Origin of the sequence: Nocardioides marmoriginsengisoli, assembly GCF_003725695.1 — a bacterium.
In the GTDB taxonomy this organism is placed as follows: Bacteria; Actinomycetota; Actinomycetes; order Propionibacteriales; family Nocardioidaceae; genus Marmoricola; species Marmoricola marmoriginsengisoli.
This window is the reverse complement of record NZ_RJSE01000007.1, coordinates 896,728-909,302: the sequence shown is the minus strand read 5'-3', so window position 1 is coordinate 909,302 and position 12,575 is coordinate 896,728. Positions and strand designations below refer to the sequence as shown.

Here is a 12,575-nt window from a genome sequence, read left to right as displayed (position 1 = left end):
CATGGGCGCCTTCGACCTGCTCCGGATCGCCAACACCAGCCTCGGGATGCACCAGACCTGGCTGGACGCGCTGGCCAACAACATCGCGAACGTGAACACCGCCACCCGCACCAGCGAGAAGGCCTTCCAGGGCCAGATGGTGATCGCCGGCGCCCGTCCCGACGGCGGCGTCGAGGTCGCCGGCGTCGCGTACTCCGACCCGATCGGGCGGGTCGTCAACGACCCGGACAGCCCGCTGGCCGACGCCGACGGCAACGTCCGCCTCCCCGAGGTCGACCTGGCCAGCCAGATGAGCCAGCTGGTGATGGCCCAGCGCGGCTTCCAGGCGTCGGTGCAGGTCACCAAGAACGCCCAGGACACCTACACCGCAGCCCTCCAGATCGGACGATGACCATGTCTGTCTCCGGGATCGAGAGCGTCGGCTTCACGCCGTACGTCGCCCCCAGCGTCAGTCCCGCCGCGGCGGCCCGCACCTCCGGCGGCCAGGAGTTCGGGGACCTGGTCCTCGACGGCCTGGACCGGCTCGAGTCGGTTCAGGACCGCAGCGACGCGCTCGCCGTCAAGGCCGCCACCGGTGACCTCACCAGCATCCACGACTACACGATCGCGGCCTCCGAGGCCCAGGTGACCACCCAGCTCACCGTCGCGATCCGCAACAAGGCCGTCGAGGCGTTCACCGAGATCATGCGGATGCAGGTCTGATGAAGGACACCATCAGCCGCACCTTCGCGCGCTACCAGCGGACCTTCACCGAGTTCACCACCGGCCAGAAGGTCGTCGCCGTGCTCGGCACCGCGGCCCTGCTGCTCGCCGGGTTCCTGGTGTTCCGCTGGGCGGCGACGCCGAGCTACGCCCCGCTCTTCAGCAACCTGTCGAGCAAGGACGCCGCCGCGGTCATCGACAAGCTCGACGCCGACGGGGTGTCGTACAAGATCACCAACGGCGGCGCCACCGTGATGGTCCCGAAGGACCAGGTCTACACCTCGCGGATCGCCCTCTCCGGCGCCGGCCTGCCGAGCGGCAGCTCCGAGGGCGGCTACTCGATCCTGGACAAGCAGAGTCTCTCCACCTCCCAGGCCCAGGAGCAGAACAACTTCAAGCGGGCGATGGAGGGCGAGCTCTCCAAGACGCTCGAGGCGCTCGACGGGGTGCAGACCGCCGTCGTCCACCTGGCGATCCCGAAGAAGCAGGTGTTCGCCGACAGCCAGGACCCGGCCACCGCGTCCGTGCTGATCGCCACCAGGCCCGGGACGACGCTGAGCGCCGAGCAGGTCACCTCGATCACCAACCTGGTCGCCTCCAGCATCGACGGCCTGGACCCCGCCAAGGTCACCGTCACCGACTCCGCCGGCCGGATGCTGTCCAGCGGCGACGGCGCGGCCGGTACGGCGGCCAGCACCCGCGACCAGCAGGTCACCGACTACCAGCAGCAGCTGAACTCCCGGATCCAGACGATGCTTGACCGGGTCGTCGGCCCCGGCAACTCCACCGTCGCCGTGACCGCGAACCTGGACTTCGACAAGTCGGTGACCGAGACCAAGAAGTACGGCTACGACAAGAACAACGCACCGCTCTCCTCGACCAAGAGCTCTGAGAAGTACAACGGCGCCGGAGCCCGCTCGGGCTTGACCGGGGTCGTCGGCCCCGACGGCCAGATGGACTCCTCCGGCACCGCGAACAGCGGCGGCAACGGCGTCTACGAGAAGTCCTCGGAGACCTCGGACAACGCCGTCGACCTGACTGTCGAGCGCCGCGAGAACGCGCCAGGCTCGGTCCGCAACCTGCACGTCGGCGTCGTCCTGGACGCGGCCACCGCGCGGACCATCGACTCGAACGTCGTCCAGGGGCTGATCACCAGCGCGGTCGGGATCAACCCGGCCCGCGGCGACACCGTCCAGGTCTCCACCCTGCCGTTCGACCGCACCGCCGAGAAGGCCGCTAAGGCCGAGCTGGCCGCCGCCGCGAAGGCGGACGCGAGCTCGCGGCAGATGAGCCTGCTGCGCAACAGCGGACTGGTCGTGCTGATCGCCCTGATCGTGCTGCTCGCCTGGCTCAAGGGCCGCAAGCGCGCCAAGGCCCGCGCCGAGGCCACGTCGTACGTCGTGGAGCAGCTGCGCCTCGACGCCCTCGAGCGCGCCAACGCCCAGCCCGTCGAGACCTCGGCCGCCCTGCTCGCCCTGGAGAGCACCGAGCAGTCCGAGACCGAGGACATGCTCGACGAGCTCGCCGCCCTGGTCGAGCGGCAGCCCGAGGACGTCGCGGCGCTGCTCCGCGGCTGGCTGGTGGAGCGCCCATGAATGCCAGCACGCTGGCCGGCCTCGGCGTCCGCAAGGCCGCGATCCTGCTGATCCAGATGGGGCGGGACCGGGCCTCGACCGTGCTCAGCCACCTCTCCGACGCCGAGGTCGAGGCGATCTCCGCCGAGATCGCCCGGCTGGAGTCGATCAGCACCGCAGAGACCCAGCAGGTGATCAGCGAGTTCCGCGACATGATGACCGCGCGCCAGCACATCGCCCAGGGCGGGATCACCTTCGCGCAGCAGCTCCTCGAGCAGTCGCTCGGTCCCGAGCGCGCGGCCGAGATCATGGAGCGGGTCAAGGCCGCGGCGATCCAACTGCCGTTCCAGTTCCTGCACCGCGCCGACCCGGCCCAGCTCCGGTCCTTCATCGTCGACGAGCACCCGCAGGTGATCGCGCTGGTGCTCGCCCACATGACGCCCGACAAGGCCTCGTTGCTGCTCTCCGGACTCACCCCCGACCAGCAGGCGAAGGTCGCGCACAGGATCGCGGTGATGGACCGGACCTCGCCGGAGATCATCCGCGCCGTCGAGAGCACCCTGGAGCGGAAGCTCTCCTCGATGCTGCAACCCGCGGAGATGTCCCGGGTCGGCGGCGTCGACCCGCTGGTCAACATCATCAACCGCTCCGACCGGTCCACCGAGCGCCAGATCGTGGAGGGCCTCGAAGCCCTCGACGCGGCCCTGGCCGACGAGGTGAAGAGCCGGATGTTCATGTTCGAGGACATCGTCAGCCTCGACGACCGGTCGGTGCAGCTGGTGCTGCGCTCGGTCGAGGGCAACGAGCTGGCCCTGGCACTCAAGGGTGTCGCCGACGAGGTCCGGGACAAGATCACCACGAACCTCTCCACCCGTGCGGCGGAGAACCTCGTCGAGGAGGTCGAGCTGCTCGGCGCGGTCCGGCTGACCCAGGTCGAGGAGGCCCAGCAGTCCATCATCCGCACGATCCGCCAGCTCGAGGAGCAGGGGCAGATCATGGTCCGACGGGGGAACGATGAAGAGTTCGTCGTCTGACCTCGCGCTCCCGGAGCTCCGGTCCGGGGTGTGGACGCGCTTCGGCTCGAACGCCGTCCTCGGCGACGCCGTCACCGAGGACACCCTGGCCTCCCTCGCCGAGAGCACCCGGACGGCGGCCCGGTCCCAGGGCTACGCGGTCGGCTGGGCCGAGGGACAGCGGGCCGCCCGCGCACTGGCCGCCGTCGAGGCCGAGGCCGCCGCGGAAGCCCGCCGCGCCGCCGCGGTGCTCCGCGACGAGGAGCACCGCGCCGCGATCGCCGCCCTGGCCGTCGCCGCCAGCCACCTCCACGACCAGGTCGCCGGGACCTGCGCCCGGGTCGAGGAGCGAGCCAGCGATCTCGCCTACGACCTGCTGGTGGAGCTGGTCGGGCACCAGGTCGCCGTCGGCGTGGACGTCGTACGGCGGGCGCTGGCGCTGCTTCCCCCCGAGCCCCTGGTGACGGTCCGGCTGCACCCGGACGAGCTCGCCGGTTCCGAGGCCCTCGCCGCGGCAGGCGCCACCGTGATCGCCGACCCGGCGCTGAACCGCGGCGACGCCCTGGTCGAGGCGGCCGAGCACGTCCTGGACCTGCGGATCTCGACCGCGCTCGAACGCGTCCGCGAGGTGCTCCGATGAGCCTGCTCACCCTCGAGTCCGGGCAACGGGCCCGGGCCGCGGCCGCCCCGCTGCTGCTCGGCAAGGTCGCCGAGCTGATCGGCCTGCACGTCCTGGTCACCGGCCTCCCGGCCGCCGTTGGCGACCTCGTCGAGATCGACGGCTCGGCCCTGGCCGAGGTCGCGGCCAGCGGTCCGCGCGGCCTGATCTGCCTGCCGCTGGCGCACACCGCCGGGCTGCAGGTCGGTGCCCTGGTCCGGCACACCGGCGGTCCGCTGCGGATCCCCGTCGGCGACGAGCTGCGCGGCCGGATCGTCGACGGCCTCGGCCGCCCGATCGACGGCGGACCTTCCCTGGCGCACCTGCCCCGGGTCTCCGTCGAGCACGCCGCGCCGGACGCCCTCAGCCGCCCGCGGATCCAGACCCAGCTCGGCCTCGGCGTACGGGCCCTGGACACGCTGGTGCCGTGCGGCCGGGGCCAGCGCCTCGGCATCATGGCGGGATCCGGCGTCGGCAAGTCCAGCCTCCTCTCCCAGATCGCCCGCGGCACCGACGCCGAGGTCTCGGTGATCGCCCTGGTGGGCGAACGCGGCCGCGAGGTGCGGGAGTTCCTCGACAACGACCTCGGTCCCGAGGGCCTGGCCCGGTCGGTGGTCGTGGTCGCGACCAGCGACGCCCCGCCGGTCGAACGGCTGCGGGCCGCCTTCGTCGCCACCCGGATCGCGGAGTCCTTCCGCGACACCGGCCGGCACGTCGTCCTGATGATGGACAGCCTCACCCGGGTGGCGATGGCGCAGCGCGAGATCGGGCTGTCGGCTGGCGAGCCGCCCGCCACCCGCGGCTACCCGCCGAGTGTCTTCACCCTCCTCCCCCGGCTGCTCGAACGCGCCGGGACCTCCCCGGACGGCAGCATCACCGGGCTCTACACCGTGCTCGTCGAGGGCGACGACCTCCAGGACCCGATCGGGGACACCGCCCGCTCGATCCTGGACGGGCACGTGGTGCTCTCCCGGTCGCTCGCGACCGCCGGCCACTTCCCCAGCATCGACGTGCTGGAGTCGATCTCCCGGGTCACCAGCTCGATCACCGTGCCCGAGCAGCGCGCCGACGCGACCGCGCTGCGTCGGATGCTGGCGGCGCACCGCAACGTCCGCGAGCTGGTCGAGATCGGGGCCTACGTCCCGGGCGCCGACGCGGACGCCGACCTCGCCCTCGCCCGGCTGCCGCAGATCACCGCGTTCCTCCAGCAGCCGCTGGAGCAGACCACGCCGACAGCCGAGAGCTGGGACCGGCTGGCCGCGCTGATCACTCCGGAGGCGGCCCGATGAGCGCCCGTCACGACGCCGGCCTGGCCGCGGTCGCCCGGGTCCGCGGGGTACGCGAGACCGACAGCCGGATCGGGTTGCAGACCGCGCTCGGCGAGCAGCGCAGCGCCCAGGCCCGGGTCGACGAGCTACGGGCGCGGGTGGACGCGGCCGACGCGTTCGAGTCCGGTCCGGCCGCCACGTTCCTCGCACTGCGCCAGTCGCTCGAAGTCCTCGGCGGCATCCTCGGCACGGCCGAGGCGGAGCGCAACCAGGCCGCCACGATCAGCGAGGCCGCGCTGGCCCGCTGGCACCAGGACAAGTCCCGGCTCGGCGCGATCGAGATGCTGCTGGAGCGACGCGCCGCCGCCCGGCGCGAGGAGGCCGGCCGCCGCGAGGCGCGCGACCTCGACGACCTCGCCGCGCAGCGCTGGCTCCGACGTGAGGCGGGCCGATGAGCGTCACCGACATCACCGCGCGGATCCAGCAGATCCAGTCCCAGCTGGCGATGCTGGCACCCCCGCGGGCCACCACCTCGACCGCGTTCGCCTCGGCGCTCACCGGTGCGCTCGACGAGACGGCCGCGACGCCGTACTCGGGCGACATCCCGGCCAGCGGCGACGCCGTCGTGACCGAGGCCCGCAAGTACCTCGGCCTGCCCTACGTCTGGGGCGGTACCGACCCGCGGAAGGGCCTGGACTGCTCCGGACTGGTGCAGCTGGTCTACAAGAACCTCGGCTACGACCTGCCCCGGGTCTCCAGCGACCAGGCCCGCGCCGGCACCCCGGTCGCCAGCCTGGCCGAGGCCCAACCCGGCGACCTGCTCGCCTGGGACAACTCCAGCCGCAACAACGGCGCCGACCACATCGCCATCTACGTCGGCGACGGCAAGATGATCGAGGCACCCCGCACCGGGCTGAACGTGCGGATCGTGGACGTGCCCTCCACGCCGGACATGATCCGCCGGATCGTGCCCGCCGACAGCGAGCTCGGCGTCGCCTCCCGGGTCAGCGCGCGGACGCCGTACGCCGACCTGTTCACCGCGGCCTCGGAGAAGTACGGCGTCCCGGCCGCGCTGCTCTCCGCGGTGGCCAAGCAGGAGTCCGGCTACGACCCGAAGGCGGTCAGCCCAGCGGGAGCCCAGGGGCTGATGCAGCTGATGCCGGGGACCGCGCGCGGCCTCGGCGTCACCGACTCCTTCGACCCGGCCCAGGCCGTCGACGGCGCCGCCCGGATGCTCCGCGACCTCACGAACCGGTTCGGGCGCACCGACCTGGCGCTGGCGGCGTACAACGCCGGGCCCGGCGCGGTGCTCAAGTACGACGGCATCCCGCCGTACCCGGAGACCCGGAACTACGTCCGCAACGTGCTCTCGATGATGAAGGCGGCTTCATGACCATCGCTCCCCTGGCAACGACTCCGGCACCCGTGGCAGCTGCGGGCGGCGAGGTCGCCGACGCCGCGCCCGGCGACTTCCTGGCGGCGCTGCTGAACGCGCTGGGGTCGCCCGGCCCGGACGCGCAGGAGCCGGACGGCGAGCCTGCCGAGATGCCGGTGGCCGACGGGCAGGCCCTGGCCGGCGACCCGCCACTGATCGCGCAGGTCGTCGCGCCGGTCGTGGCACCCGCGCCGGCCTCGGACACCGTGTGCGCCGAACATGCAAATGTCACGGGCGGGACGCCTGGGATTCCCACGGACCCCACCAGCGACATTCGCAGGTCGGTGTACGACGGCAACCAGGGCGAGCCTGCCGGTCCCCCGGTCCCGGCGGTCTCCCCGGCCCGGCCCCCCGCGGGCGCCGAACATGCAAATGTCACGGGTGAGACGGTTGGGGTTCCCACGGACCCCATCAGCGACATTCGCAGGTCGGTGTACGACGGGGCCGGGGACGAGCCCGCCGGCACCCCGGCCAGCGCGCCGGCCACCCCCGCCAACGGAGCAGCCATCCAGCCGGCCCAGCCGTCGGGCACCGCTGCTCCCGTGCCCAGCGTCCTCGCGCCGGTCGCGCCCACCACCGCGTCCGCCGCTCCAACGGCCCCGAGCGCGCAGCTGGACCGGGTCAGCGCGCAGGTCTTCCCCGAGGTCACCGGGCTGGTCAGCCGCGGAAACGGCACCCACCGGATCACGCTCACCCTCAACCCCGAGCACCTCGGCGAGGTCCGGGTGGTGATGACGATGCGCGCCGGGGCCGTGCACGTCCGCCTCGCCGCCGGCCAGGAGGCCCAGGCCTCGCTGGTCGAGGGCAGCCCCGAGCTCGGTCGCCTGCTCGAGCGGGCCGGCGCCACCGACGCGCGGGTCGTCGTACGGGACCTGCCGAACGCGGCACCGGCTCCCACCACCGGTTCGACCGGGGCGTCCTTCGGCGCCGGCTCGGACCGCCCCACCGACCAGCACGCAGGGACGCGTGCGGATCACCCCGCCAGGGACGGCGACCGCAGCCCTCGGCAGCACCGCGAACCGGTGCTTCCGGAGGTCCGATCAACCCAACCGGTCAGCGGCCCCCGCCTCGCGGGTGTCGACCTGACCATGTGAGGAGGGCACCGATGTCGATCCCGGCCACAGAAGCCGTCACCTCGGGCATGTTCAGCTCCACCGGCGCACCGACCAGTACGGCGGGCTCCGCGGACAAGGACATGTTCCTGCAGCTGCTGGTCGCGCAGATGCGCTACCAGGATCCGATGAACCCGACGGACTCCAGCCAGTTCCTGGCGCAGTCGGCCCAGTTCACCGCGCTGGAGAAGATGCAGGCCGTCGCCGACCAGACCGCCGCGCTGTTCTCGGCGCAGATGGCGTTCGGCGCCAGCGGGTTGATCGGCAAGCAGGTCACCTGGACCGACAAGGACGGGGTCGCGCAGAGCGGCACCGTCAGCGGCGTCACCTTCGGGTCCGCCGGTCCGATCCTCGACGTCGGCGACACCAAGCTCGCCATCGCGGACGTCGTCTCCGTCACCGACAAGCCCGCCACCGCCTAGCCCGACTACTCAGTCCCGACCCGCACAGACCCGACCAGAGAAGGAATCCACCATGCTCCGTTCGCTCTTCGCCGGCATCTCCGGCCTCCGCGTCAACCAGACCATGCTCGACGTCACCGGCAACAACATCGCCAACGCCAACACGACCGGATTCAAGTCGTCCTCGACGGTCTTCCAGGACACCCTCAGCCAGATGCTCACCGGCTCGTCGGCCGCCAACGCCAACCGCGGTGGCACCAACCCGATCCAGATCGGGCTCGGCGTGCAGCTCGCCGCCACGAACGCCAACTTCACCCAGGGCTCGACCCAGAGCACCGGCCGGCCGACCGACCTGATGATCCAGGGCGACGGCATGTTCGTAGTCAGGAAGGGCAACGAGCAGCTGTACACCCGCGCCGGCGCGTTCACGTTCGACAACACCGGCGGTCTCGTCAGTCCGACCGGCAACCGGGTGCAGGGCTATGCGCTCGACGCCGCGGGTCTGCCCACCGGCGGCCTGATCGACGTCACCCTCGACTTCTCGGCGCTCACCCCGCCGGTGCCCGCGGGTGTCGGCCTGACGTCGTACAGCATCGGCAGCGACGGCAAGCTGCTCGGCATCTTCGACGACGGCATCCAGCGCGGGATGGCGCAGATCGCGATCGCCGACTTCAACAACCCGATGGGCCTGGAGAAGGTCGGCGAGACGTCGTACCGGCAGTCCGCGAACTCGGGCACCGCCACCCTCGGCGTCGCCGGGCAGGGCCGCAACGGCACCATCATCGGCGGCGCGCTGGAGATGTCCAACGTCGACCTGGCCGCGGAGTTCACCAACCTGATCCTCGCCCAGCGCGGCTTCCAGGCCAGCTCCCGCGTGATCACCACTTCCGACCAGGTGCTCGAGGACCTCGTCAACATCAAGCGCTGACGTCGAGCGGGCCCGACCTGACCGTCGAGTAGGCCGTTCTGGTCCGTCGAGTTGCGGGTTCTGGTCAGATTGCCTGAGCAGAACCCACGACTCGGCGGACCAGGACGCCGAGCTCAACGGAGGAGACCAGGTGAACGCGTCCAGCTGGCCGCGCCCGACGCTGACCCTCTCGCTCGTCCTGGTCGTCCTCGTCGGCGTCTCGTACGGCGTGCTGTTCCCGGATCGCACCGACTACCTGGGGCACTTCCTCGCCGGTGCCGGCGGCACCTTCTGGCTGCTCGCGATCGTGGTGGAGCTGGACCGGAACAGCCGCTGGCCGGTCGTGTACGGCGTCCTCGCCGCCGTCCTGCTCGGAGTCTTCACCGAGGCGACCGTGTTCCGGCTGGCGGAGTTCGACCCGGTCGACCTGGCCAACCAGAGCCTGGGGGCGGTCTTCGCCGGGTTCGGGATGGTCGACGGCAGACCGTACGACCGGTCGGCCGGCATCGCCGGGGTCGCCGGCCTGGCGCTGCTCGTCGCGGGGTTCGCGTATGCGTTCTCCTAGGAGCTTCTGGGCGGCCCTGACCCTCCTCCTCGTCGGTGTCGCGTTCGCCGCGCTCGCGGCCTGGTCGATGGTCGCCCGTTCGACGATCCCGCTCGCGCTGGACGGGACCGTGACCAGCATCGAGCTGCGTCACGAGAAGCACCCCGGCGTCGACGACGTCTGGATGGTGGGCTTCGACGACGACGGCCCGCGCCACCTGGACCGGGCCGTCGCCGCGCTGCTCACCGAGGGTGATCGGGTACGGAAGGACGCCTGGTCGAGGACGCTGGTCGTCGACGGCGAGACCCACGACGTCGCGCTCAGTGACGACGCCCGGCGGATGCTCGTGCTGGCACCGGTGGTGGGCGGGGCGTTCGCCGTCCTGCTGGTCGCCGGCTCCCGTCGCCCCTGAATCCCTCAGGTACGGCGACCGGCCGCCGATCAACCTCCTCGAAGGGCCACGGACGGCCCGGTACTGGCTCCACCAAGTACGCCGCACAAGGAAGGTGCGCCCATGATCACGCTCACGCGACTCTCGGGATCGGTGTTCGTCCTGAACTCCGACCTGATCGAGCGCATCGACGCCACGCCGGACTCGGTGATCACCCTGGTCGACGGCAAGAAGTACGTCGTCTCGGAGTCCCTGGACGAGATCATCGCAGCGGTCCGCACCTACCGCGGCCAGATCGTCGCCGTCAGCTCCCGGCTGGCGGATGCTCCCGAAGAGCCCGTCCAGCCGACACCGGACCGGCCCCTCGCCGCGGTGGCCACGCTGCCCTCGGCGGGGACGTCCTCGGCGCACGGGGACCACTGATGGATCCGGCACCCGCGATCGGCATCGGCGGCGGCTTCGCGGTCGTCATCACCGTCAACATGCTCGAGGGCGGCAACCCGATGAGCCTGCTCCTCGGGCCGCCGCTGCTGCTGGTCTTCGGCGTCACCATCCTGATCTGCATCGCCGGCGGAACCATGATGGACGCCAAGAACGTCCCGAACTCGCTCAAGCGCGCGTTCAACGGGAAGGTCGACCCGGCCGCCGCGATGATCCCCGACGTCGTCAGCCTGGCCGAGCGCGCCCGCCGCGAGGGACTGCTCGCCCTGGAGGAGTCGCTCACCGAGATCGACGACCCGTTCCTGGTCAAGGGCGTCACGATGGCGATCGACGGCACCGATCCCGAGGAGGTGCGCGACATCCTCGAGGCCGAGGTCCACGCCAAGCGCGCCGAGGACCGGCAGGCCGCGAAGTTCTTCGCCGACGCCGGTGCGTACGCGCCGACGATCGGCATCATCGGCACCGTCATGGGGCTGGTGCACGTGCTGGAGAACCTCGCCGCGCCGGCCGAGCTCGGTCACCTGATCGCCGGCGCGTTCGTGGCGACGCTGTGGGGGGTCGCGTCCGCGAACGTGATCTGGCTGCCGCTCGCCAGCCGGCTCCGCAGGCTCGGCGACCTCGAGTGCGCCCGGATGGAGATCGCCATCGAGGGCGTCGCCGCGATCCAGGCCGGCTCCAACCCCCGGATCATCGCCCAGAAGCTGCGCTCGCTCCTGCCTGCCGGCCAGCAGCCCGAGTCGGAGGCTGCCTAGCCATGCCCCGCCGGAAGCGTGCCGAGCACGAGGACGAGCACGTCAACCACGAGCGCTGGCTGGTGACGTACGCCGACATGGTCACCCTGCTGATGGTCCTGTTCATCGTGATGTTCGCGATGAGCCAGGTCGACCAGAAGAAGTTCGACGCGCTGCGCGAGGGCCTCGCCGCCGGGTTCGGCCAGTCGACCTCGATCCAGAGCGGTGCGAGCTCGATCCTCGACCAGCCGGGTGCCGCCGCCGTCGCCCCGATCGCTCCGCAGCGGTTCACCGTGGACGTGAAGGGTGCCAAGACCTCGGAGACCTCGAAGGCGATCGCCGAGCACGAGGACAAGGTCGCCCAGCGTCAGTACACCGCCGCCGAGGCCGAGGTCGACCGGCTCGCCGACCTGCTCAAGCGGCTGCACGCGGCGCTGGTCAAGAACAACCTGGAGGACGACGTCCAGGCGACCATCGACAACCGCGGCCTGGTGCTGAGCCTGGTCTCCCGGCACGTCGTCTTCGACGCGAACCTGGCGTCGCTGTCGGCGCGCGGGCAGCTCCTGGTCGACACCCTGGCACCGGTCCTCCGCGACATCCCGGACCCGCTGCAGATCGACGGCCACACCAACCAGGTGAAGGTGAAGCCGAAGTTCTACCCGACCGACTGGGAGCTCTCCTCGGCCCGCGCCGTGACCGTGCTGCGCCGGCTCAACGAGGCCAACCGGGTGCCGGCGGCGCGGCTGACTGCCTCGGCGTTCGGGCACACCAAGCCGCTGATCGACCCGCGCAAGCCCGGGTCGCAGGCGATCAACAAGCGGGTGGACATCGTGGTGCTCTCCACGCTGCCGAGCGAGACCCGTGCACGGATCAAGGACGTGGTGAAGGACCACGCCGCCGAGTACGACTGGGCTCGAGGAGGGCTCCTATGACCGTGACCGCGATGCCCCAGACACCCGCCGACGAAGCCGTCGACGCACCTGTTCGCAAGAGCAGGAAGAAGCTGGTGACCCTCCTCGTCGGAGCACTGCTCCTCGGCGGTGGCGGGTACTACCTGTTCCTGATGCCGGCGAAGTCCGGCCCGCCGGTCCCGGGCGAGGTCGTCACCCTCGAACCGATCCAGGTCAACCTCGCCGCCGAGCACTACCTGCGGATCGGGATCGCGCTGCAGCTGGTCAAGGGCGTGAAGGAGGCCGACGGCAGCAAGGCACTGGACGCCACCATCGAGATCTTCTCCGGACTGCCGATGGCCGAGGTCAACGACCCGAAGCACCGCGCCGCACTGAAGAAGGAGCTGGTCAAGGAGCTCGAGGAGCGCTACGAGAAGGAAGTGATGGGGGTGTACTTCACCGAGCTCGTCACCCAGTAGCCGACCCGTAACACCTCAGGTCGCCTCGC

General features: G+C 71.4%; 17 protein-coding genes. All 17 read left to right on the top strand.

The features are described 5' to 3' along the window. Position 1 precedes the first annotated feature (1 nt). The 17 genes from EFK50_RS12965 to EFK50_RS12885 all read left to right on the top strand — a co-directional run bounded on the left by EFK50_RS12965 (position 2) and on the right by EFK50_RS12885 (position 12,546). Positions 2-391, top strand: coding sequence for a flagellar basal body rod protein FlgC (locus EFK50_RS12965; RefSeq protein WP_123227957.1), 390 nt, complete (start codon positions 2-4; stop codon positions 389-391). Beyond that, positions 388-702 carry a flagellar hook-basal body complex protein FliE gene (gene fliE / locus EFK50_RS12960; protein WP_246004145.1) on the top strand — a complete coding sequence of 105 codons (315 nt, stop codon included), beginning with the start codon at positions 388-390 and terminating at the stop codon, positions 700-702. Before EFK50_RS12965 ends, fliE begins: the two co-directional genes overlap by 4 nt. Further along, the gene (gene fliF / locus EFK50_RS12955) at positions 702-2,297 is read left to right on the top strand and encodes a flagellar basal-body MS-ring/collar protein FliF (protein WP_123227955.1); all 1,596 of its coding nucleotides are present in this window, start codon (positions 702-704) and stop codon (positions 2,295-2,297) included. Before fliE ends, fliF begins: the two co-directional genes overlap by 1 nt. Further along, positions 2,294-3,310, top strand: coding sequence for a flagellar motor switch protein FliG (gene fliG, locus EFK50_RS12950; RefSeq protein ID WP_123227954.1), 1,017 nt, complete (start codon positions 2,294-2,296; stop codon positions 3,308-3,310). The genes fliF and fliG overlap by 4 nt, the downstream gene beginning before the upstream one ends. Next, on the top strand, positions 3,291-3,929 hold the full coding sequence (locus tag EFK50_RS12945) for a FliH/SctL family protein (protein WP_123227953.1): 639 nt from the start codon (positions 3,291-3,293) through the stop codon (positions 3,927-3,929). The genes fliG and EFK50_RS12945 overlap by 20 nt, the downstream gene beginning before the upstream one ends. Beyond that, the gene (locus tag EFK50_RS12940; RefSeq protein ID WP_123227952.1) at positions 3,926-5,236 is read left to right on the top strand and encodes a FliI/YscN family ATPase; all 1,311 of its coding nucleotides are present in this window, start codon (positions 3,926-3,928) and stop codon (positions 5,234-5,236) included. The genes EFK50_RS12945 and EFK50_RS12940 overlap by 4 nt, the downstream gene beginning before the upstream one ends. Further along, a complete protein-coding gene (locus EFK50_RS12935; RefSeq protein ID WP_123227951.1) occupies positions 5,233-5,670 on the top strand; it encodes a flagellar FliJ family protein in 438 nt (145 codons plus the stop codon). The genes EFK50_RS12940 and EFK50_RS12935 overlap by 4 nt, the downstream gene beginning before the upstream one ends. After that, positions 5,667-6,608: a transglycosylase SLT domain-containing protein gene (locus EFK50_RS12930; RefSeq protein WP_123227950.1), complete on the top strand. Its 942-nt coding sequence runs from the start codon at positions 5,667-5,669 to the stop codon at positions 6,606-6,608. Before EFK50_RS12935 ends, EFK50_RS12930 begins: the two co-directional genes overlap by 4 nt. Then, positions 6,605-7,744 carry a flagellar hook-length control protein FliK gene (locus EFK50_RS12925; RefSeq protein ID WP_123227949.1) on the top strand — a complete coding sequence of 380 codons (1,140 nt, stop codon included), beginning with the start codon at positions 6,605-6,607 and terminating at the stop codon, positions 7,742-7,744. The genes EFK50_RS12930 and EFK50_RS12925 overlap by 4 nt, the downstream gene beginning before the upstream one ends. A gap of 11 nt (positions 7,745-7,755) precedes the next feature. Continuing rightward, complete coding sequence (locus tag EFK50_RS12920) at positions 7,756-8,184, top strand: flagellar hook capping FlgD N-terminal domain-containing protein (protein ID WP_123227948.1); 429 nt, start codon at positions 7,756-7,758, stop codon at positions 8,182-8,184. Between the two features lie 52 nt (positions 8,185-8,236). Continuing rightward, positions 8,237-9,091 (top strand): flagellar hook-basal body complex protein, encoded by an 855-nt coding sequence (locus tag EFK50_RS12915; RefSeq protein WP_123227947.1) that lies wholly within the window; start codon positions 8,237-8,239, stop codon positions 9,089-9,091. 130 nt (positions 9,092-9,221) lie between these two features. After that, positions 9,222-9,635 (top strand): hypothetical protein, encoded by a 414-nt coding sequence (locus tag EFK50_RS12910; RefSeq protein ID WP_123227946.1) that lies wholly within the window; start codon positions 9,222-9,224, stop codon positions 9,633-9,635. Next, positions 9,622-10,026: a hypothetical protein gene (locus EFK50_RS12905; protein ID WP_123227945.1), complete on the top strand. Its 405-nt coding sequence runs from the start codon at positions 9,622-9,624 to the stop codon at positions 10,024-10,026. Before EFK50_RS12910 ends, EFK50_RS12905 begins: the two co-directional genes overlap by 14 nt. 102 nt (positions 10,027-10,128) lie before the next feature. After that, entirely contained in the window at positions 10,129-10,428 is a 300-nt protein-coding gene (locus EFK50_RS12900; RefSeq protein ID WP_123227944.1) for a flagellar FlbD family protein, read from the top strand. After that, positions 10,428-11,198: a motility protein A gene (locus tag EFK50_RS12895; RefSeq protein ID WP_123227943.1), complete on the top strand. Its 771-nt coding sequence runs from the start codon at positions 10,428-10,430 to the stop codon at positions 11,196-11,198. The genes EFK50_RS12900 and EFK50_RS12895 overlap by 1 nt, the downstream gene beginning before the upstream one ends. Positions 11,199-11,200: 2 nt before the next feature. Further along, positions 11,201-12,109: a flagellar motor protein MotB gene (locus EFK50_RS12890; RefSeq protein ID WP_123227942.1), complete on the top strand. Its 909-nt coding sequence runs from the start codon at positions 11,201-11,203 to the stop codon at positions 12,107-12,109. Continuing rightward, positions 12,106-12,546, top strand: coding sequence for a flagellar basal body-associated FliL family protein (locus EFK50_RS12885; RefSeq protein WP_123227941.1), 441 nt, complete (start codon positions 12,106-12,108; stop codon positions 12,544-12,546). The genes EFK50_RS12890 and EFK50_RS12885 overlap by 4 nt, the downstream gene beginning before the upstream one ends. Positions 12,547-12,575 lie beyond the last annotated feature (29 nt).

What these genes read in the sequence shown, in the direction of transcription:
- EFK50_RS12925 (WP_123227949.1), top strand. Translation starts at nt 6,605, where the DNA reads ATGACCATCGCTCCCCTGGCAACGACTCCGGCACCCGTGGCAGCTGCG.
- EFK50_RS12885 (WP_123227941.1), top strand. Translation starts at nt 12,106, where the DNA reads ATGACCGTGACCGCGATGCCCCAGACACCCGCCGACGAAGCCGTCGAC.
- EFK50_RS12935 (WP_123227951.1), top strand. Translation starts at nt 5,233, where the DNA reads ATGAGCGCCCGTCACGACGCCGGCCTGGCCGCGGTCGCCCGGGTCCGC.
- EFK50_RS12945 (WP_123227953.1), top strand. Translation starts at nt 3,291, where the DNA reads ATGAAGAGTTCGTCGTCTGACCTCGCGCTCCCGGAGCTCCGGTCCGGG.
- EFK50_RS12930 (WP_123227950.1), top strand. Translation starts at nt 5,667, where the DNA reads ATGAGCGTCACCGACATCACCGCGCGGATCCAGCAGATCCAGTCCCAG.
- EFK50_RS12905 (WP_123227945.1), top strand. Translation starts at nt 9,622, where the DNA reads ATGCGTTCTCCTAGGAGCTTCTGGGCGGCCCTGACCCTCCTCCTCGTC.
- EFK50_RS12965 (WP_123227957.1), top strand. Translation starts at nt 2, where the DNA reads ATGGGCGCCTTCGACCTGCTCCGGATCGCCAACACCAGCCTCGGGATG.
- EFK50_RS12890 (WP_123227942.1), top strand. Translation starts at nt 11,201, where the DNA reads ATGCCCCGCCGGAAGCGTGCCGAGCACGAGGACGAGCACGTCAACCAC.
- EFK50_RS12900 (WP_123227944.1), top strand. Translation starts at nt 10,129, where the DNA reads ATGATCACGCTCACGCGACTCTCGGGATCGGTGTTCGTCCTGAACTCC.
- fliG (WP_123227954.1), top strand. Translation starts at nt 2,294, where the DNA reads ATGAATGCCAGCACGCTGGCCGGCCTCGGCGTCCGCAAGGCCGCGATC.
- EFK50_RS12920 (WP_123227948.1), top strand. Translation starts at nt 7,756, where the DNA reads ATGTCGATCCCGGCCACAGAAGCCGTCACCTCGGGCATGTTCAGCTCC.
- fliF (WP_123227955.1), top strand. Translation starts at nt 702, where the DNA reads ATGAAGGACACCATCAGCCGCACCTTCGCGCGCTACCAGCGGACCTTC.
- fliE (WP_246004145.1), top strand. Translation starts at nt 388, where the DNA reads ATGACCATGTCTGTCTCCGGGATCGAGAGCGTCGGCTTCACGCCGTAC.
- EFK50_RS12940 (WP_123227952.1), top strand. Translation starts at nt 3,926, where the DNA reads ATGAGCCTGCTCACCCTCGAGTCCGGGCAACGGGCCCGGGCCGCGGCC.
- EFK50_RS12915 (WP_123227947.1), top strand. Translation starts at nt 8,237, where the DNA reads ATGCTCCGTTCGCTCTTCGCCGGCATCTCCGGCCTCCGCGTCAACCAG.
- EFK50_RS12895 (WP_123227943.1), top strand. Translation starts at nt 10,428, where the DNA reads ATGGATCCGGCACCCGCGATCGGCATCGGCGGCGGCTTCGCGGTCGTC.